General features: G+C 69.5%; 17 protein-coding genes. 14 read left to right on the top strand and 3 right to left on the bottom strand.

All coding sequences use genetic code 11. The features are described 5' to 3' along the window. The first annotated feature begins 34 nt into the window (after window positions 1-34). The gene (locus tag DFR74_RS00380) at window positions 35-706 is read left to right on the top strand and encodes a TetR/AcrR family transcriptional regulator (RefSeq protein ID WP_067510922.1); all 672 of its coding nucleotides are present in this window, start codon (window positions 35-37) and stop codon (window positions 704-706) included. A gap of 20 nt (window positions 707-726) precedes the next feature. Here the strand turns inward: DFR74_RS00380 and DFR74_RS00375 are convergent, their stop codons facing one another. Both DFR74_RS00375 and DFR74_RS00370 read right to left on the bottom strand, forming a co-directional pair. After that, complete coding sequence (locus DFR74_RS00375) at window positions 727-1,416, bottom strand: TetR/AcrR family transcriptional regulator (RefSeq protein WP_232331795.1); 690 nt, start codon at window positions 1,414-1,416, stop codon at window positions 727-729. Window positions 1,417-1,665: 249 nt separating this feature from the next. After that, window positions 1,666-1,995 (bottom strand): hypothetical protein, encoded by a 330-nt coding sequence (locus DFR74_RS00370; protein WP_147265709.1) that lies wholly within the window; start codon window positions 1,993-1,995, stop codon window positions 1,666-1,668. A 242-nt stretch (window positions 1,996-2,237) separates the two neighbouring features. Here DFR74_RS00370 and DFR74_RS00365 point away from each other — a divergent pair, with 242 nt between their 5' ends. The 11 genes from DFR74_RS00365 to DFR74_RS00315 all read left to right on the top strand — a co-directional run bounded on the left by DFR74_RS00365 (window position 2,238) and on the right by DFR74_RS00315 (window position 14,597). After that, window positions 2,238-3,830 carry a GMC oxidoreductase gene (locus DFR74_RS00365; RefSeq protein ID WP_084537840.1) on the top strand — a complete coding sequence of 531 codons (1,593 nt, stop codon included), beginning with the start codon at window positions 2,238-2,240 and terminating at the stop codon, window positions 3,828-3,830. 32 nt (window positions 3,831-3,862) lie between these two features. Then, complete coding sequence (locus tag DFR74_RS00360) at window positions 3,863-5,440, top strand: LVIVD repeat-containing protein (protein WP_067510926.1); 1,578 nt, start codon at window positions 3,863-3,865, stop codon at window positions 5,438-5,440. Beyond that, entirely contained in the window at window positions 5,437-6,054 is a 618-nt protein-coding gene (locus DFR74_RS00355) for a DUF305 domain-containing protein (protein ID WP_067510927.1), read from the top strand. Before DFR74_RS00360 ends, DFR74_RS00355 begins: the two co-directional genes overlap by 4 nt. A 72-nt stretch (window positions 6,055-6,126) precedes the next feature. After that, window positions 6,127-8,118 (top strand): NAD-dependent DNA ligase LigA, encoded by a 1,992-nt coding sequence (gene ligA, locus DFR74_RS00350; RefSeq protein WP_067510928.1) that lies wholly within the window; start codon window positions 6,127-6,129, stop codon window positions 8,116-8,118. A 156-nt stretch (window positions 8,119-8,274) separates the two neighbouring features. After that, window positions 8,275-9,138, top strand: coding sequence for an alpha/beta fold hydrolase (locus DFR74_RS00345; RefSeq protein ID WP_170160681.1), 864 nt, complete (start codon window positions 8,275-8,277; stop codon window positions 9,136-9,138). A 27-nt stretch (window positions 9,139-9,165) separates the two neighbouring features. Then, a complete protein-coding gene (locus DFR74_RS00340; RefSeq protein WP_232331796.1) occupies window positions 9,166-9,963 on the top strand; it encodes a helix-turn-helix domain-containing protein in 798 nt (265 codons plus the stop codon). Between the two features lie 21 nt (window positions 9,964-9,984). Next, window positions 9,985-10,749 carry an alpha/beta fold hydrolase gene (locus tag DFR74_RS00335; protein ID WP_067510930.1) on the top strand — a complete coding sequence of 255 codons (765 nt, stop codon included), beginning with the start codon at window positions 9,985-9,987 and terminating at the stop codon, window positions 10,747-10,749. Between the two features lie 463 nt (window positions 10,750-11,212). Next, window positions 11,213-11,431, top strand: a complete 219-nt coding sequence (locus tag DFR74_RS00330; protein ID WP_067510931.1) for a ferredoxin — start codon at window positions 11,213-11,215, stop codon at window positions 11,429-11,431. After that, complete coding sequence (locus DFR74_RS00325; protein WP_228788470.1) at window positions 11,431-11,985, top strand: nuclear transport factor 2 family protein; 555 nt, start codon at window positions 11,431-11,433, stop codon at window positions 11,983-11,985. Before DFR74_RS00330 ends, DFR74_RS00325 begins: the two co-directional genes overlap by 1 nt. After that, window positions 11,979-13,235: a hypothetical protein gene (locus DFR74_RS00320; protein WP_067510932.1), complete on the top strand. Its 1,257-nt coding sequence runs from the start codon at window positions 11,979-11,981 to the stop codon at window positions 13,233-13,235. Before DFR74_RS00325 ends, DFR74_RS00320 begins: the two co-directional genes overlap by 7 nt. Window positions 13,236-13,388: 153 nt before the next feature. After that, a complete protein-coding gene (locus DFR74_RS00315; RefSeq protein WP_067510933.1) occupies window positions 13,389-14,597 on the top strand; it encodes a cytochrome P450 in 1,209 nt (402 codons plus the stop codon). 50 nt (window positions 14,598-14,647) lie between these two features. On the opposite strand, the gene DFR74_RS00310 is transcribed toward DFR74_RS00315, so the two are convergent. Continuing rightward, complete coding sequence (locus DFR74_RS00310) at window positions 14,648-15,388, bottom strand: glucose 1-dehydrogenase (protein ID WP_067510934.1); 741 nt, start codon at window positions 15,386-15,388, stop codon at window positions 14,648-14,650. Window positions 15,389-15,528: 140 nt separating this feature from the next. On the opposite strand from DFR74_RS00310, the gene DFR74_RS00305 reads away from it, so the two are divergent. Beyond that, the gene (locus tag DFR74_RS00305; protein ID WP_067510935.1) at window positions 15,529-16,632 is read left to right on the top strand and encodes an NAD(P)H-dependent amine dehydrogenase family protein; all 1,104 of its coding nucleotides are present in this window, start codon (window positions 15,529-15,531) and stop codon (window positions 16,630-16,632) included. After that, window positions 16,629-17,756 (top strand): NDMA-dependent alcohol dehydrogenase, encoded by a 1,128-nt coding sequence (locus DFR74_RS00300; RefSeq protein WP_067510936.1) that lies wholly within the window; start codon window positions 16,629-16,631, stop codon window positions 17,754-17,756. The genes DFR74_RS00305 and DFR74_RS00300 overlap by 4 nt, the downstream gene beginning before the upstream one ends. Window positions 17,757-17,779 lie beyond the last annotated feature (23 nt).

Here is a 17,779-nt window from a genome sequence, read left to right as displayed (position 1 = left end):
GGCGCAGGGTGAGGCCGGAGCACAGGAGGACGACGTGGAACCACAGCCCGCGCGCGGCGCCGACCGCGACTCGCTCATCGAGCGCGCGTACCTCGAGGCGGTCGAGCGGGTCGACGAGCTGGACGAGTTGCGCTCGCGCCTGCTCGATGCCGCCTACGAGCAGTTCTGCCGGTTCGGCATCCAACGGTCGACGATGGACGATGTGGCGCGCCGCGCGGGAGTCTCGCGCATCACGGTCTACCGCCGGTTCGCGACCAAGGACGCCCTGGTCGAACAGGTGGTGCTGCGGCAGTTCCGCCAGTACTTCGACCGGTTCCTCGTGGACATCCAGCGGGCCACCTCGGCCGCCGATCGCGTGGTGCTGGGGTTCGTCAGTTCCCTGCGCGCCATTCGGGGGAACCCGCTCATCGACGGGTTGATCTCGGCGGAACCCGGCTATCTCGCCACCTCGCTGATCGGTGACGGAGGGCGAACCGTGGCCACCGTGCACCAGTTCGTCGCGGGTCAGCTGCGCGCCGAGGTGCGCGCGGGCACCATCTCCGGTGAGGTGAACGTCGAGTTGGTCGCGGAGCTTTTCGTGCGGCTGTGCACCTCGTTCCTGACGATTCCGAGCCACGTGATCGACCTCGACGATGACGACCAATTGGCCGCCGTCGCAGAGCAATTCCTCGTGCCGATGCTCACGCCGCCGCCGAAGAAACGGTGATCGGGCCGGTCGCGCGAGGCCTACGAGCCGGCGGCTCCGGACAGGTCGCGCGGCCGCACCATGGGCACCAGGTAGAGCCTGGCGAACTCGGCCAGTTCGTCCTCGTCGTCGAGGTTCACCACCTGGCTGGGAATGGTCAGGAAGGAGGCGCAGATCCGGACCATGATCTCGGCGACCCGCTCCGTGTCGAGGGTGGACGCGACGAAGCCCGCGCGCTGCTCGTCGCGCAGCCGGTTCGCGACGAATCCGCGCACCGCGGCCAGGGTCCGGCCCTCGTCGCCGAACATCGAACTCGCGAACTGATCGGGGTCGGCGGCGACGAGTCCGGCGATGATCGGATCGCCGCGGATCGCGCGCAACGAGGACACGAAGCCGGCGGCGATGCGCTCGTCGAGCGAGTTCGCCTGCCGGACTTCGGCCGAGAACTGCTGGAAGTACCTGCGGAACTGCCGGAGCACCACCTGCTCCACGAGTTCGTCCTTGCCGGTGAATCTGCGGTACACGGTGATCCGCGAGACGTTCGCGCGGCGGGCGACGTCCTCCATCGTGGAACGCTGGATACCGAACCGGCTGAACTGCTCGTACGCGGCGTCGAGCAGCCGGTTGCGGATCTCGTCGGACTCGTCGGCCGCAACGGGCCCGGCCGTGAACGCCCGGGAGATCAACGACTCCGTCGCGCCGCGCATCCCGCCCGGGGGTGCTGAGTCCACATCTCCTCCTCCGGCGAGTCATCCCGACTCGCCGCCACCGTCGCTCCCGCCCTGCCCGATGACACGGCATCGCGCAACGAATCCGATGGTACTGAGAGACAGGACGCATAGCCCGAGTGCCGGACGTGTGCTGGGCGCGCGTGTCGGTCGCACGGGCGTCGCACTGGATGCGGCGAGGAGGGGTGATCACCGATGGGCGGATGTTCGGACGCCGAAGTGGTTGCCGGACTTCGCGGTTCGCGTGCCCTGTCAGTAGGCCTTCGGCGCGGGGCACGGGGACGGCAGTGCCGACAGGGTGGCGAGGTCGCAGACCCCGCCGGTCAGCATCTGGAACGGCGTCACGCCCAGGAGGATGAGGAGGCCCAGGACGTCGCCGCGCTGGGCGAACCATCCCGCGGACTGCGCGGCGGCCGATCCGGCGTCGAGCGCCGACGAGCCGGTTCCGGTCGCCACCGGGGTCGCGGGCTGCGGTTCGGCAGCGGCGCCGCCCGCGGTGGCGATGAGGGCGGTCGCGGCGATCGAGGCGGCGCCCACCTGGAGGAAGGTGCGCGCCACTGCGCTCCTGGAATGAAGAATCATGACCAACATAATAGAGTCGTATATGCCAGTTTTACTGGTAATAGCCAAGTATTCTTCAGCGACTTGGTGATAGAACTCATCGAAACTTCATGGAACGAGATCCGTCCAGCCTTCGGTGGATGTTCCGGACCTGGTCGCTCTCGGTCGAAGGGTGTCGCAAACCACAGTAACCATGTTACTGTGCCTGCCGACTCATCGACGCGGTGCGTCGCGGTCCGTCTCCGAAGTCTCGAAGGTGTGGAATGACAGTGCTTTCTCGCCGGTCACTGCTGACCGGTGCCGCGGCCGTAGGTGTCGCGATGGCCGGAGCGAAGGGGGCCTCGGCCACGCCGGTCGGCGCGCGTGTCCGCACCGTCCCGCTGACCCGCGAGGTCCATCGTGTCGTGGTGATCGGCTCCGGGTTCGGCGGCGGCGTCAGCGCCTTGCGGTTGGCGCAGGCCGGCGTGCAGGTCACCGTGCTCGAACGCGGGATGCGGTGGCCGACCGGGCCGAACCGGGACACCTTTCCCCGCGCCTCCGCACCCGACAAGCGCCTGCTGTGGTGCCGGTCGAATCCCGATCTCTTCGGCAGGCCGCTGCTGTTCGAGCCGTACACCGGGCTGATCGAGGCCGTGGCCGGGGAGAATATGACGGCGCTGTGCCCCGCCGGTGTCGGCGGCGGCTCCCTGGTCTATCAGGGGATGTCCCTGCAGCCCTCGGAAGCCGTGTTCGCCGAGCATCTTCCGGCCGAGTTGGACTGGGGTCTGATGGACCGGGTGCACTATCCGAGGGTCGCGCGGATGCTGCGGCTGGCGGTGGCGCCGGACGAACTCGTCGCGACCGAGAACTACCGGGCGGCACGGTATTTCGCCGAGCGCGTGCGCGCGGCCGGGATGCCCCTCGCGAAGATCCCGATGCCCATCGATTGGAATTGCGCGCTCGCCGAACTCCGCGGGGAGATGAAGCCCTCCTACACCAACGGCGACGGGGCCATGGGGGTGAACAACGGGGGTAAGCACTCGGTCGACGTCACCTACATCGCCGCCGCGGAAGCGACCGGACGCGTCCGGGTGCACGCCTTGCACGAGGTCACCGACGTGGAGCGCGCGCCGGACGGGCGGTGGACGGTGCACGTGCGGCGCCTGGACACCACCGGCGCGACGCTCGAGCACAAGATCCTGACCGCCGAGGCGTTGATCATGGCCGCCGGCAGTGTGAATACCACCCGGTTGCTGATGCGGGCCGGAGCCAAGGGGCTCGTTCCCGACCTCCCCGGCGAGCTGGGCCGAGGGTGGGGGACCAACGCCGACCGCATCTACGTCTGGACCGATCCCGCCGCCGGATTCGGCTCGGCCCAAGGCGGGCCCGTGGTGTACGGCAGCAAGAACTGGGACGATCCACGCTCGGCGTTCACCCTGATCCAGGCGTCCATTCCGCCGCTGGGTGTCGATCCCAGCAGCACGATGATGGTGGGCTACGGCGTCAGCGACGCCCGCGGCGCCTTCGCCTACGACTCGGCTCGCGACGACGCAGTGCTGCGCTGGCCGCACGAAGGCGATCACGTCATCCAGAACGGGCACATCGGTCCGGCGGCGCACCGGATCGTCGCGCCCGGCGGCAGCTTGCTGGACACCAACGCGCAGTTCCCCTCGACCTGGCACCCGCTCGGCGGCGCGAACATGGGCCCGGTGTGCGACCTGGACGGCCGCGTCCACGGGCAGCGGGGACTGTACGTGCTCGACGGCGCGCTGGTGCCCGGCACGGCGGCGGCGTGCAACCCCTCGATGACGATCGCGGCGATCGCCGAGCGCGCGCTGGACAACATCGTGGCGCGCGATATCGGTACGGCGATCTGACCGGATCGTCCAACAGGAGAGGAACGCGATCAATGGCGATCGACAAACCATCACGAACGAGCCGGCGCTCCGCGGGCGCGGCGGTGCTCGCGGCGATGGTGCTGGTGCTGCCCGGGGTGACGGCCTCCGGTCAGCCGGGCGACGAGACCGGCGGCCTGCAGGACACCAGCGCGACCTTCGACATCGCGGCCGACCGCGCGGAATGTCTCGGCGACGCCGCACCGGAGACGGGCCTGCAGGGCGACGTGCCCGCGGCCGATCGCGACAGCGGTCGCAGTGAGCAGGGGTATCGCTGCAATCTCACCCGTCTCGGCGGCAACGCGGGGCGGGGCGGCGGGATCACCTCGGTGACCTTTGACCACTGCGCCTATATCGGCACTTTCTTCCCGGGCAACTTGGTGGGTCCCGACCAGGGCGTGCGGGTGCTGGACGTGTCCGACCCCGGCAATCCCGTCCATACCGCGACGTTGAACGAGCCCGCCATGCTCGCCGGAACCTGGGAGAGCCTGAAGGTGCACGCGGGCCGCAAACTGCTCGTCGGTGCGGGTGCTCCCGTACTGACCGGGGCGGGATTGCTGTCGGTGTACGACATCTCGGACTGCGCGCATCCGCGGTTGCTCAATACCGGTGCGGGCACGGATCTTTCGTCGCCGCTGCCCATCACCGCGCACGAAGGGGGATTCTCCCCGGACGGCCGCACCTACTGGAGTTCGGGCACCGCACCCGGCCTGGTCAGCGCCGTCGATCTGACCGATCCCGCCGAGCCCCGGGTGGTCTGGCAGGGCTTGGCCGGATTCTCCATGCACGGAATGGGTTTCAGCGCCGACGGCGAAACCCTGTACCTCGCCGACAATTTCGGCGGCATGAAGATCATGGACATCAGCGCCGTGCAGCGCCGTGACCCCGCGCCCGAGGTGCGGGAACTCGTGCACATGACGTGGTCGGACGGCTGGGCGACGCAGCACGCGATTCCGGTGACCTACGACGGCCATCCCTACGTCTTCGCCGTGGACGAGGCGGGCTCGGGTGGCGTGAAGCTCATCGATGTCGCCGATCCGTATCGCCCGCGGATCGTGCGGTCCATCAAGCTCGAGATCAACCTGCTCGACAACCAGGATGCCGCGATGGCATCGGCGGCGGGTGGGTCGCTGTTCGCCTACGACGCCCACTATTGCGCGGCCGACCGTCCGGTCGATCCGACCGCGCTCGCCTGCGGCTGGACGTCGTCGGGGATTCGCGTCTTCGACGTCAGCGATCCGGAGAATTTCCGGGAGATCGCGTACTACAACCCGCCCGCCCAATCGCAGCGCAGTGACGAGCTCACCAATTCGCCGCACGCGCTCGCGTCGCTGGTCGGCCCTCCGCTGCTGGCCGCGCCGACGGTGGCGCAGGCGGTGCTCCAAGGGCGCTTCGATCCGGCGCAGGCCACCAGCGACCGCACCGGGATGATCATGAACGGTGACTTGTCCACCGACTGGTGCTTCTCGCCGCCCGAGTGGCGCGGCAACCAGATCTGGACGACCTGCGCGGACAACGGTTTTCTCGCCCTGGAGCTGTCGGCCGAGGTCTACACCCCGCCCGCCGACCAGATGTCGACCATCGGCTCATGACCCGCGCCTATCTGGTCGCCGCCGGGCTCGCCGCGGCCGCCCTCCTGCTGGTCATGGGGGCGGCCTTGCGGCCCTTGATCACCGACGGCCACAGCCCCGCTCCGCCGGTACTGACCGCCGAGGAGACGGCCTTCGTCCAGGACATGTACGCCCACCACAGCCAGGCGCTGGTCATGGTGGACCGGTTGTCCGAGGACGCGTCACCGGAGGTGCGCGCGCTCGCCGGGCAGATCGCCGAGGTCCAGCGCGCCGAGTCGGGCATGATGCTCGGCTGGCTGCGGCTGGCGGGGGAGAGCACCGTGAATCCGGACCCCATGGCCTGGATGCACGTCGCCCCGGCGGGCCACGGGCACACGCCTGCGCCGGAACCGATGCCGGGGATGGCCACCCGGGCCGACCTCGACGCGTTGGCCGCGGCGCGCGGGCCGGAGGCCGAGGCGATCTTCTTGCGCCTCATGTACTTCCACCACCAGGGCGGTATGACGATGGCGCGTGCCGCCATGAGCGTGCTCCCGGACGGTGCCGTGTCGCGCACCGCACGGGAGATGCTGCGGCATCAAGGCCAGGAGGCGAGCGTGATCGGCCTCCTGATGGGGCAGCGGGAAGTCCGGTAGCTCTCGTCCGTCCACGACACTCGAGCCGCGTCTTCGCGTCGCTGTCGGTGCGGGTGGGTAGCGTCACGGGTTGTGGATATCGGGGAACGGATTCAACAGCTGGCCGATCGTGTCGTGGCACTGCGGGAGGCGTATTACCAGGGTGAGCCGTTGGTCGCGGACGCCGACTACGACGCGGTCGAGGACGAGCTGCGCGGGCTGATCGAGGCCCATCCCGAGCTCGCGCCGGAGCAGAACCCGCTGGACGAGGTGGGGGCGCCGGCGACGCTGCACGCTCCGGTGCGGCACTCGCGTCCCATGCTGTCGCTGGAGAAGGCGACCACGCCGGCGCAGGTGGAGGCGTTCTTCCACCGTTTCCCCGGCCAGCCGGTCGTGGTGATGCCCAAGCTCGACGGGTTGTCGCTGGCGGTGGTGTTCGAGGACGGGCGGCTGGCGCGGGCGGTGACGCGCGGCGACGGAACCACCGGCGACGACGTCACGATGCTGGTGCGCGCGCTGGTCGACGGCGTTCCGGACCGGATCGAGGTCGGGGGCCGGGTGGAGGTGCGCGGCGAGGTGGTCATGCTCCGCTCCACCTTCACCGCCTACAACACCGCGCATCCGGACCGGCCGTTGATCAACCCGCGCAACGCCGCGGCGGGCACGCTGCGCGCGAAGGACCCGGCCACCGTCGCCGAGCGTCGCCTGCGCTTCTTCGGCTTCGACCTGGACACCTCCGGCGGCGAGACCGCGGTCGATCTGGCGGAGGGGTTGCGCGCGCTGGGGATCGAGGGCGCGCGGATGCGGCACTGCGCCGATGCCGCGGCGGCGCAGGCGGCGATCACCACGATCGAGCAGGGCCGCAACGATCTGGACTACGACATCGACGGCGCGGTGCTGCGCCTGGCCGACCGCGACGCCTACGCCGCGGCAGGCACCCGATCGGCGAGTCCCCGCGGCGCGCTGGCGTTCAAGTTCGCGGCCGAGGAGAAGACCACACTGCTCGACGACGTGGTCTGGGACGTCGGCAAGACGGGCAAGATCGTCCCGGTCGCCTGGCTGGAGCCGGTGTTCGTCGGCGGCACCACGATCACGCGCGCCACCCTGGCCAACCAGGAGGTCATCCGGGCGCGCGACATCCGCATCGGCGACACCGTGCTGGTGCGCCGCGCCGGCGACGTGATCCCGTTCGTCGCGGGCGTGCTCGACGCGTCGGCGCGCACCGGCGCCGAGCGCGAGATCGTGCCCCCGTCGGTGTGCCCGTCGTGCGGGCAGCCGGTGACCGAGCAGGGCAACAGCCGGGAGTTGTTCTGCACCAACGTCTCCTGTCCCGCGCAGACCGTGCGCAGGCTCATCCATTGGGCGTCGCGCGCCGCGGCCGATATCGACGCGATCGGCCAGAAGTGGATCGAGCGCCTGGCCGAGGCGGGCCTGCTGGAAAGCCCGGCCGACTTCTACTCCCTGACCACCGAGCAGTTGCTCGAGTTCGACGGCGTGGGTGAGGTGTCGGCCGCCCGGATGATCCACTCGATCGCCGCGAGCCGCGAGGTCGGGCTGCGGCGCGCCTTGATCGGCCTGGCGATCCCGATGGCCTCCGAGGGCACCGCCGCGCGACTGGCCCGCGCGGGCTTCGGCTCGCTGGAAGAGGTCGCCGACGCCGGGGCGGACCGGCTGGTCGAGGTGGAGGACATCGGCCCGAAAGTGGCCGCGTCCCTTGCCGAACACCTCACCCGCCTGCGCCCGGAACTCGAGCGGTTGCGCGCGGCGGGTGTCAGTTTGGATGTCCGCGCCGAGGACCTGCCCCCGGTCGTGGCGGCGGGCGCGCCGCTGGCGGACAAGACGGTGGTGATCACCGGCGCGATCAGCGACCCGCGCACGGGCGAGAAGATCGCCCGCCCCGCCTTCCAGCGCCTGTGCGAAGCGGCGGGCGCCGCGGCGGCATCCTCGGTCTCGGCCAACACCGACCTGCTCATCACGGGTGCCGGTGTCGGTGATGCCAAGCTGGCCAAGGCCGCCAAGCTCGGCGTCGAGGTCGTCGACCAGGGCGAAATCTGGAAGCTCCTGATCGAAGCCAATCTCGCCTAGATCGAGCATCTGCCGGGGTGCCCGGAAGTCCGCTGGCGGCCGGTGTGAGGGTGGGCGGCAGGTTCGGGGTGCGGGTGGCTTGGTCGGCGCGCACCGATGACTTCCGGGCGAGTCGATCGTCAGTACTTCTGGAGAGCCGTGGAGAGGAATCCAGGAATGGCGAGTCGGTTTGGCGAGGATGTGGATTCGGTGCCGGTGAACGGGGTGGACCTCGGTGTCGGGAGCTTCGGCCGGCCCGCGGATCCGCTGGTCCTGCTGGTCGGCGGTGTGACGATGCTGTCGTGGCCCGATGCGCTGTGCGAGCGGCTCGCAGCCGGTGGGCGTCGCGTGGTCCGCTACGACCTGCGCGACGCCGGTGCGTCGACCACCCTCGACCCGGACAACCCGGCGTACGACCTGCGGGATCTCGCGGCCGACGCGGCCGCGCTGGTGCGGACCCTCGGGGCCGGGACCGCGCATCTCGCCGGGATCGGCGTGGGTGGGATGGTCGTCCAAGTCGCCGCGCTGGATCATCCGGACACCTTCCGCGCGCTGACCCTCGTCGGGACCCGGCCGGTGGCGCCGGGCCCGGTCGATCCCGATCTGCCCGACCACGATGCCTCGGTGATGAATGCCCTGTTCGCCCACCCTATGCCGGACTGGGCCGACCGGGATGCCGTCGCGGCGTTCGCCGCCGAGGGCGCCGAGGCGCTGGGCGACGATCCGGCGGAAGCGCGGGCCCAGGCGGCGAGGATCTGGGATCGGACGCCGTCGAACGATCCCGCGGTGCATCAGGCCAATCAGCTCGGGATGGTGTTCTCCCGGCTCGACTGCGCCCCGCGATGGCGCGAGCGGCTCGGCGAACTCGACGTGCCCACCCTCGTGGTGCACGGCCGCGCCGACCCGTTCTTCCCGGTCGGGAACGGCGAGGCCCTCGCCGCCGAGATCCCCGGGGCGCGACTGCTCGTTCTCGACGACATGGGCACCGCCCTGCCGAACGCGGCGGCGGACCGGGTCGCCGCCGCCATGCTCGCCCTGTGAACGATCCACCGCGCTACCGTTGGCTCTGTGGACCCGATCGTGTTCGACAGCGATCTCGGCGCGGGCTGGGACGTCGCGCACGCGGCGGTGCGCGAGAGCGGCGTCGAGATCGTCGGGTTCCGGGATCGCGCCCGCGAGGGAATGGACGCGCGGATCGTCCCCGGGCCGATGGTCGCCGTCGTCCTCGATTTCGGTGCGCACGGTGTGGAGGTCGTGCGGGGGAGCGGAAGTCAGGCGACGGGTGGGGTCGTGTCGGCAATGGCGCCCGGCGCGGTGCGCGTGCGGAGCCGGCGGGTCGAGTGCGTGGAGATCCGACTCTCGCCGGTGCGGGCGTATTCGCTGTTCGGCACGACCGTTCCCGGTGTCGTCGCCGCGGACGAGGTGTGGGGGTCGTCGGCGCAGCGCCTGCGGGAGCGACTGGCGGAGGCGACGTCGTGGCAGCGGCGCTTCGAGTTGGCGGAGGCGTTCGTGCTGAGCCGGTGCTCGTTCACGGCCGACCCGGAGGTGGCGGCGAGCTGGGAGCGCATCGTCGCCGGCCGAGGACAGGTGCGCGTCGCGGAACTGACCGAACTGTGCGGGTGGAGCCGAAAACGGCTGTGGTCCAGGTTCACCGCGCAGATCGGCCTCACCCCGAAACGCGCCGCCATGCTCGTGCGGTTCGACCGCGCCGTCCAGGCCCTCACCTCCGGCGCCGCCATCGCCGACGTGGCCGCGCGGTGCGGCTACGTGGATCAGTCGCACCTGCACCGCGACACCCTGTCCTTCGCGGGCTGCACGCCGAAAGCCCTGACAAGCCGGGAACATTCGTCCAAGACGCGCGCCTGAACGCGCCCGATAGTCGTGGGCATGGACCTGCGCACCATCGATGAGGGCAGCGGCCCGCCGATCCTGATCGTGCACGGCGGCATGGACGACGGCTCGGCCTGGACCCGAGTGGCCGCGCGGTTGACGCCGCGCTTCCGGGTGCTCCGGCCGCACCGCCGCCGGTATCGCCTCGACCTCACACCACCGGCGACCCTCACCGAGGAAGCCGACGACATCCTGGCGCTCGCGGCCGGGCTCGACGAGCCGCCGCTGCTGGTGGGGCATTCCTCGGGTGCCGTCGTCGCCCTGGAGGCCGCCGCCGCGGCGCCGCGTTCCTTCGCCGGTCTGCTCGCCTACGAACCCCCGGTGACGGTCGATGAACCGTTCGACCAGTCCGCGCTGCGCACCGCGCGGGCCGCGGTCGACGCGGGCAAGCCGGGCAAGGCCGTCGCGATCTTCGAACGGGACCTGTTCGGGGCGAGCCTCGCCGCGGCCTTGCTGTTCCGTGTCGTGGTGACCGCGACGCCGAGACTGCGCGCGTGGGTGCCCCGTCAGATCGATGACCTGCGCGCGCTCGACCAGCTCGGCCGGCGGCTGGACACCTACGCCACCATCGACCTGCCGACGGTACTGCTCGGCGGGCAGCGCAGCCCCGCCCACCTCGGCGAGCGGATCGACGCGCTGCTCGCGGTCATGCCGAACGCCCGCAAGGTCGTCCTGGCCGGCCAAGCGCACAACGCCAACGATTTCGCCCCGCGCGCGCTGGCGCGGATCATCGAAGAGTTCGCCGTGGCTGTGCATTCGTGAAAAGTGTTGTCGCCCTGCCGATCATCTTCGTGCTGGCCATTCGCTGACAGCAACGGACTCCCTGTCGTCGACCGAAGCCAGCGTGCCGCGCCGGTGCCCGGGACAGCGGGGTCGGTTGCGTGCTTCGAAGCCCCGCCCTCGTGGACTGCACCGGTGTCGAGTGCGGACCGGGACCGTCACGCCTACGGCCGGTACTCGCTCGAATCCGCGTGCCGTGGGCTGATGTTCGACCGTCGGCGCGCGGGAATCGGCTGTTGCCGGACGACACCTCCGGTGGTAGTGTCCGGACACATGTCCAGCCGAATGTCTCAACGGCTTTCCGGTCCCGAGGGGGACGCGAGAGCCGAGCCGACACCGAGCGGGATACGAGCTGGTGAACGAGCGCTGCGCCCGGCCGGGGCGGCGTGTGTTCGCCCGGCGGGCACCGTGACGATCGTGGGAAAGGTGGGCGGTGAGGTGCGCGATGCGAATCATCGTTGATCTCGACCTGTGCCAGGGGCACGCGGTGTGTCAGGCGGAAGCGCCGGACGTGTTCACCGTGCCCAAGCGCGGCAAGGTCGAAGTCCTCGTCGACCACCCCGCGAGCGATCAGCGCGACGCGGTCGGCGACGCGGTGACCTACTGCCCGACGCGTGCGCTGTCGATCGTGGACGACGGCGCGTCCGATGACGAAGGAGAATGATGGTGGCCGGTTTCTCGCGGGACGAGCTGGAAGAAATGGTCGAACGCTGGCTGGCGGAGAACAAGCGCTGCGAGGCGCTGGGCGATTGGCGCGCGCTGGCCGAGATGTACACCGAGGACGCGACATACGGATGGAATTACGGCCCCGACCACGAGTTCATGGCGGTCGGCCGCGACGAGATCCGCGATATCGCGGTGGGTCAGGAAATGGACGGGCTCGAGGGCTGGAGGTATCCGTACCAGCACATCGTGATCGATGAGAAGTCCGGCGACGTGGTGGGCTTCTGGAAACAGATCTTCGACGGCACCCGGCCCGACGGCACCCCCTACGCGGTGGACGGAATCGGCGGCAGCTGGTTCCGCTACGGTGGCGACTTCCAGTGGAGCTGGCAGCGGGACTTCTTCGACTACGGCAACGTCTCGAGCCTGTTCCTCGAGATGATCACGAATAACGCCATGACCCCGGGAATGCTCGCCCGGATCGAGAAGGCCACCAAGCATCAGCCGCTGCCGGGCTGGTACCCGATCGGCAAGGCCCCGGTGCCGCTGTGGTGAGCAGCGAGGAACGCCGGTCGTTCGAGACACTGAGCCGGGCGGAATTGGCGGCGCTCGTACCGGAATTGCTGCTGTGCGGGCACCTGATCGACCGGTCCGGCATGCCCCACACGATCGGCGCGTTCGGCCGCGAGGGCATGACCCAGGTGGCGATCGAGGAATGGCAGGTCTCGAGCCCCGTCTACACGCGCCGGATGCAGGACGCGCTCGGCTATCGCGGCGACAGCGTCGAAACGATCTTCAAGGGACTGCAACTCGACATCGGCGCACCGCCGCAATTCCTCGATTTCCGCTTCCGGGTCGACGATCGCGACCACGGCGAATTCTGGCTGGACCATTGCGGCGCGCTGGCCGATGTCGAGCCGCTGGGCCCCGAGTACGTGCGCGCCATGTGCCACGACATCGAGGACCCCACCTTCGACGCGACCGCGCTGGCGACGAACGCGCACGCCCAGGTGCGGCCCATTCACCGGCCGCCCCGCGCACCGGCCGACCGCAAGCCGGTGTGCGCGTGGCGGGTGACGATCGATCCCGCGCACGAGCCGCCGCCCGTCCCGCGTAACGCCGGTCTCGTGGAGGCCTCGGTCGCGGCGTCGGTGCGGCTGTCGCCCATCGACCCGGCCGACGAAGGGGCGTCGGATTATTCGGGGCCGCTGCTGAGCGACATCCGGTTCGCGGACTTCTCGCGCTCCGCGCTGATCCGGATCGCCGAGGAGGTGTGCCTGCAACAGCATCTGCTGGCGCTGGGATTCCTGATCGCCGTCCGTGAACGCGTCGACGCGGAGCGCGCGCAGGAGATCGGCCGCAAGCAGTTCGCCGGTGTGGCCGGGGTGACCTCCGAGCGTCTTCGCGCGGTGCTGGGCCTCTCCGACGATTTCGCCTCGCTGGCAACGGTTTTGAACCTGCACCCGGCGTTGAATCCACCGCAGTACGTCGGCGCCGGGATCGACGTGACCGCCGACGGGCTCACCTTGATCCTGGACCGGCGCTGCGGCGGCGTGGCCGACGGCGTGTGGCCCGCGCTGGTCACGCCGGAGGACCTCACCCCGCTCGACACCCTCGTGCGCGGCGTGAGCCCCTACTACGAGTGCCAGGTGCTCGCCGCCACGGCCGACGAACTGGCCATGCAGGTCGTGCGTGGCGACGCGCCCGCCCCCGAGGCGACCGAGGTCGCCCTGACCCGGATCAGCACCGGCGCACACTTCGCCTTCGCGGATCGGGGAATTCCCTTGCCGCTCACGGTCGTCTGAGGAGCGAGGCGTGACTGTAGTTCTGTTGAGTAATGGCGTGGTGGGGGAAGGCGATCGCCTGTCCGTCGCGCCTGTTCGCTGTGTTTCGCGCGCCGCGGATGGCGCTGGGCGTCGTGACGGATTCTGCCGAGGGAGTGCGCTGTGAATGTGGGTATGGAGACGCGGATACCGTTCGACCCTTACGACTATCTGTTCCACGAGGATCCGTACCCCACCTACGCGCGGCTGCGCGCCGAGGCGCCGGTGTACCACAACGCGACCAGGGATTTCTGGGCGCTGTCACGGCACGCCGACGTGCGGGCGGCGTTGCGCGACAGCGCCCGGCTCTCGAACGGGTGGGGTGTGTCGCTGGACCCCACGTCCTACAGCCCGGACGCGCACAAGGCGATGTCGTTCCTGGCCATGGACGACCCCAAGCACGCGCGGATCCGCAAGCTGGTCTCCAAAGGCTTCACGCCGCGCCGCGTGATGGAACTGTCCGACCGGATCACCGCGCTCACGCGGCAGCACTGGCTGCGCTGCCTCGAGCTGAAGGAGTTCGACTTCATCCGGGATTTCGCCGGCCTGCTGCCCATGGACGTGGTCTCGGAGCTGCTGGGAGTGCCCGAGTCCGACCGCACCCACCTGCGCGAGCAGTCCGATCTGCTGCTGCACCGCGAGGAGGGCGTGCTCGACGTGCCGGAGGCGGCGATCTACGCCTATGTCGAATTGGTGCGCTATTACCAGGAATTGCTCGCCGGTCGCCGCAAGAATCCGGGCGACGATATGGTCTCGGTGTTGATCGGGGCCGAGATCCCCGACGGTGACGGCGGCACCACGAAGCTCTCCGACGAGGAGATCATCGGATTCATGGTCCTCATGGTGGTGGCGGGCAATGAGACGACCACCAAATTGCTGGGCAACGCGATGTATTGGGGTCGGCGTTTCCCGGACGAGCTCGCCAAGCCGTTCGCCGACCCGGGTGTCGTGCCGGAGTGGACCGAAGAGACGCTGCGCTACGACAATTCGACGCAGATGCTGTTGCGCCGGGTCGCCGCCGATGTCGAATTCGGCGGGCACACCATTCCCGAGGGCGACCGGGTGCTGCTGCTGGTGGGTTCCGCGAATCGGGACGAGGACGTGTTCGAGGACGCCGCGGAGTATCGGATCGGACGCGACAGCGCGCAGACGCTCATGAGTTTCGGGCTCGGTGTGCATTTCTGCCTGGGTGCCCACCTCGCCCGGCTGGAGTCGAATATCGCGCTCGCCGAGATCGTTTCGTCGATCAAGGGCTACGAGATCGACGTCTCGTCGGCACAGCGGGTGCATTCGGTCAACGTGCGGGGATTCGCCGAGCTGCCGATGTCGGTGCGCACCGCGTAGAGATTCGTGACCGGATGTCCCTCGGCCGTGCCGGGGGACATCCCGGTCTTCTACGGCGTCTTGTGCGGCACCGCGGCGACCAGTCCGCCGTCCACGACGAACTCTGCGCCGGTGGCGTAGGACGACTCGTCGCTGGCCAGGAACAACACGAAGGTCGACACCTCCTCCGCCGTGGCCGGGCGCCCGAGCGGAATGGTGACCAGATCGTCGGGGATGGCCTCGGTCATCGGTGTCCTGATCAGGCCGGGGTGCAGCGAGTTCACCCGGATGTTGTGGGGCGCCAGTTCGAGCGCCGCCGACTTGGCCAGACCGCGCACACCCCATTTCGAGGCCACGTAGCCGTGCGCCCACGGCGCGCCGCGCAAGCCCTCGATCGAGGACACGTTGATGATGGAGCCGCCGCGCGCCTCGATCATCGGCGCCACGGCGGCGCGCATGCCCAGGAAGGTGCCCGTCAGATTCACGTCGATGATCCGGCGCCACCGATTGATATCGAAATTCTGGAGTGAGCTGCCGTTGATGATGCCGGCATTGTTGACCAGAACGTTCAGCGCGCCGAATTCCCCGACGGCGGTCGCCACGGCCGCCGTCCAGTCCTCGGGCTCGGTGACGTCCAGGTGGACATAGCGGGCGGCGTCGCCGAGTTCGGCGGCCACTTTCCGTCCCTCGTCGTCGAGGATATCGCCGACGACGACTTTCGCGCCCTCGGATACGAGCAGTCTCGCGTGCGCGGCGCCCATGCCGCGGGCGCCGCCGCTGATGATCGCGACTTTGTTGTCAACACGTCCCATGGCGGCTCACGCTAGCACGGAAAAGGCTGGACTGGAACATGTTCTAGACACTAGTCTGGTCAGTAGTCGATGGCACCGACGGGACTGCCGCGCCGTCGGCCCCGGGGCCTCGCGCCGCGGCGACCACGAGGAGTACATCGATGACGATTCGCGTCGTCCACATCGGCACGGGAAATGTCGGCCGGCCCGCTCTGGCCGGAGTGATCACCAATCCGCGATTCGCCCTGGCCGGTGTGTGCGTATCGAACCCCGAGAAGGTGGGCAAGGACGCGGGCGAGCTGGCCGGGCTGGACGTGACCACCGGGATCACGGCCACGGACAGCCTGGACGAGCTGATCGCCCTGCGGCCCGACTGCGCCGTCTACTGCGCCATGGGCGACACCCGCCCGGCCGAGGCGTTCGCCGACTGCCTGCGCCTGGTCGCCGCCGGGATCAACGTGGTGGGCTCGGCGCCCGGGATGCTGCAGTACCCCTGGCAGGTCATACCGGACAAGTACATCGCGCGCGTCGAGGAGGCCTGCCGTCGGGGCGGCGCGAGCATCTTCGTCACCGGGGTCGACCCGGGATTCGTGAACGACCTGATCCCCCTGGTGCTTTCGGGTACCTGCCAGCGGATCGAGCGCGTCCGGTGCGTGGAGATCGCCGACTACGCCACCTACGACGGGTCGACGGTGATGTTCGACGTGATGGGTTTCGGCAAACCCGTCGAGGAGGTCCCGCTGCTGTTCCAGCCCGGGGTTCTGGCGGCCGCGTGGGGGACGGCGATCCGGCAGCTCGCCGCGGGTTTGGACATCCCGGTGGACCGGATCGAGGAATGGCACGAAAGAGAGCCCGCCCCCGAGGGTTTCGATGTGGCGGTGGGGCATATCGCCAAGGGTGGGATGGCCGCCGTGCGCTTCGAGATCCGCGGCATGGTGGGCGACACCCCCGTGATCGTCATCGACCACACCACCCGGCTCCGGGGCGATCTGCGCCCGGATTGGCCGCAACCCGCCCAGCCCGGCGGCTCCTACGGTGTCGAAATCGTCGGGGAGCCTTCCTATCGCGTCGACATCTGTCCGACCAGCGGGCACGGGGACCACAACTACGCGGCGATCCTCGCGGCGGCCGGGCGGATCGTCAACGCCATCCCCGCCGTGGTCGCCGCGCGACCGGGCATCAGGACGACTTTGGACCTGCCGCCGACGTTCGGCAGGCAGCTGTACCCCGGACCGAACGCGGCACGGGGAGAGGGGTTTTCATGAGAACGAAGGGCGCGCTGCTGTGGGAGTTCGACCGGCCGTGGTCGGTCGAGGAGATCGAGATCGGCGACCCGCGCAAGCACGAAGTGAAGATCCAAGTGGAAGCCGCGGGGATGTGCCACTCCGATCACCACTTGGTGACGGGCGGCATTCCGATGGCGGGCTTCCCGGTGCTGGGCGGGCACGAGGGCGCGGGCATCGTCGTCGAAATCGGCGAGGGCGTCGAGGATCTGGCGGTCGGCGATCACGTCGTGCTGTCGTTCATCCCGTCGTGCGGGAAGTGCCCGTCGTGCCAGGCGGGTCTGCGCAATCTGTGTGATCTGGGTGCGCTGTTGCTCGCGGGCACGTCGGTGACCGACGGGTCGTTTCGTGTCCGGGCCAAGGGGCAGAACGTCTTTCCCATGACGCTGCTCGGGACGTTCGCGCCGTACATGGTGGTGCACGAGAGCTCGGTGGTGAAGATCGACCCCTCGATTCCGTTCGAGGTGGCGTGCCTGGTCGGGTGCGGTGTGACCACCGGCTACGGCTCGGCGACGCGGATCGCCGACGTGCGGCCGGGCGAGGATGTCGCGGTGATCGGGGCGGGCGGTGTGGGGATCTCGGCGTTGCAAGGCGCGGTCAACGCGGGCGCGCGCTACGTGTTCGTGGTCGATCCGGTGCCGTGGAAGCGCGAGCAGGCGTTGAAGTTCGGCGCCACCCACGCCTATGCCACGGTCGAGGAGGCCACGGCCGCCGCGGCCGAGATCACCGCGGGCGGGATGGCGAAGAAGGTGATCGTCACCGTCGGCGAGGTGCACGGCGAGGACGTGGACGCCTGGATGGGCATCACCGCCAAAGCCGGGACCTGTGTGCTCACCGCGATGGGCAGCCTCACCGACAACAAGGCCACCCTGAACCTGGCCATGCTCACCTTGTTGCAGAAGAACCTGCAAGGCGCCATCTTCGGCGGCGGCAATCCCCACTACGACATCCCGCACCTCCTCTCCGTCTACAAGGCGGGCAAGCTCAACCTCGACGACATGGTCACCCGCCGCTACCGCCTCGAACAGATCAACGAGGGATACCGGGACATGCTGGAGGGCAAGAACATTCGCGGCGTCATCCGCTTCACCGACGAAGACCGGTGACTCAATCGGCCGCCGACTCGATC

This window comes from Nocardia puris, assembly GCF_003315035.1.
GTDB lineage: Bacteria > Actinomycetota > Actinomycetes > Mycobacteriales > Mycobacteriaceae > Nocardia > Nocardia puris.
The sequence above is the reverse complement of the archived record's forward strand: the minus strand, read 5'-3'. Positions and strand labels throughout refer to the sequence as shown.

Coding starts and splice junctions, on each gene's coding strand:
- DFR74_RS00370 (WP_147265709.1), bottom strand. CDS start 1,995: ATGATTCTTCATTCCAGGAGCGCAGTGGCGCGCACCTTCCTCCAGGTG.
- DFR74_RS00365 (WP_084537840.1), top strand. CDS start 2,238: ATGACAGTGCTTTCTCGCCGGTCACTGCTGACCGGTGCCGCGGCCGTA.
- DFR74_RS00360 (WP_067510926.1), top strand. CDS start 3,863: ATGGCGATCGACAAACCATCACGAACGAGCCGGCGCTCCGCGGGCGCG.
- DFR74_RS00355 (WP_067510927.1), top strand. CDS start 5,437: ATGACCCGCGCCTATCTGGTCGCCGCCGGGCTCGCCGCGGCCGCCCTC.
- DFR74_RS00345 (WP_170160681.1), top strand. CDS start 8,275: ATGGCGAGTCGGTTTGGCGAGGATGTGGATTCGGTGCCGGTGAACGGG.
- DFR74_RS00335 (WP_067510930.1), top strand. CDS start 9,985: ATGGACCTGCGCACCATCGATGAGGGCAGCGGCCCGCCGATCCTGATC.
- DFR74_RS00330 (WP_067510931.1), top strand. CDS start 11,213: ATGCGAATCATCGTTGATCTCGACCTGTGCCAGGGGCACGCGGTGTGT.
- DFR74_RS00325 (WP_228788470.1), top strand. CDS start 11,431: ATGGTGGCCGGTTTCTCGCGGGACGAGCTGGAAGAAATGGTCGAACGC.
- DFR74_RS00315 (WP_067510933.1), top strand. CDS start 13,389: ATGGAGACGCGGATACCGTTCGACCCTTACGACTATCTGTTCCACGAG.
- DFR74_RS00310 (WP_067510934.1), bottom strand. CDS start 15,388: ATGGGACGTGTTGACAACAAAGTCGCGATCATCAGCGGCGGCGCCCGC.
- DFR74_RS00305 (WP_067510935.1), top strand. CDS start 15,529: ATGACGATTCGCGTCGTCCACATCGGCACGGGAAATGTCGGCCGGCCC.
- DFR74_RS00300 (WP_067510936.1), top strand. CDS start 16,629: ATGAGAACGAAGGGCGCGCTGCTGTGGGAGTTCGACCGGCCGTGGTCG.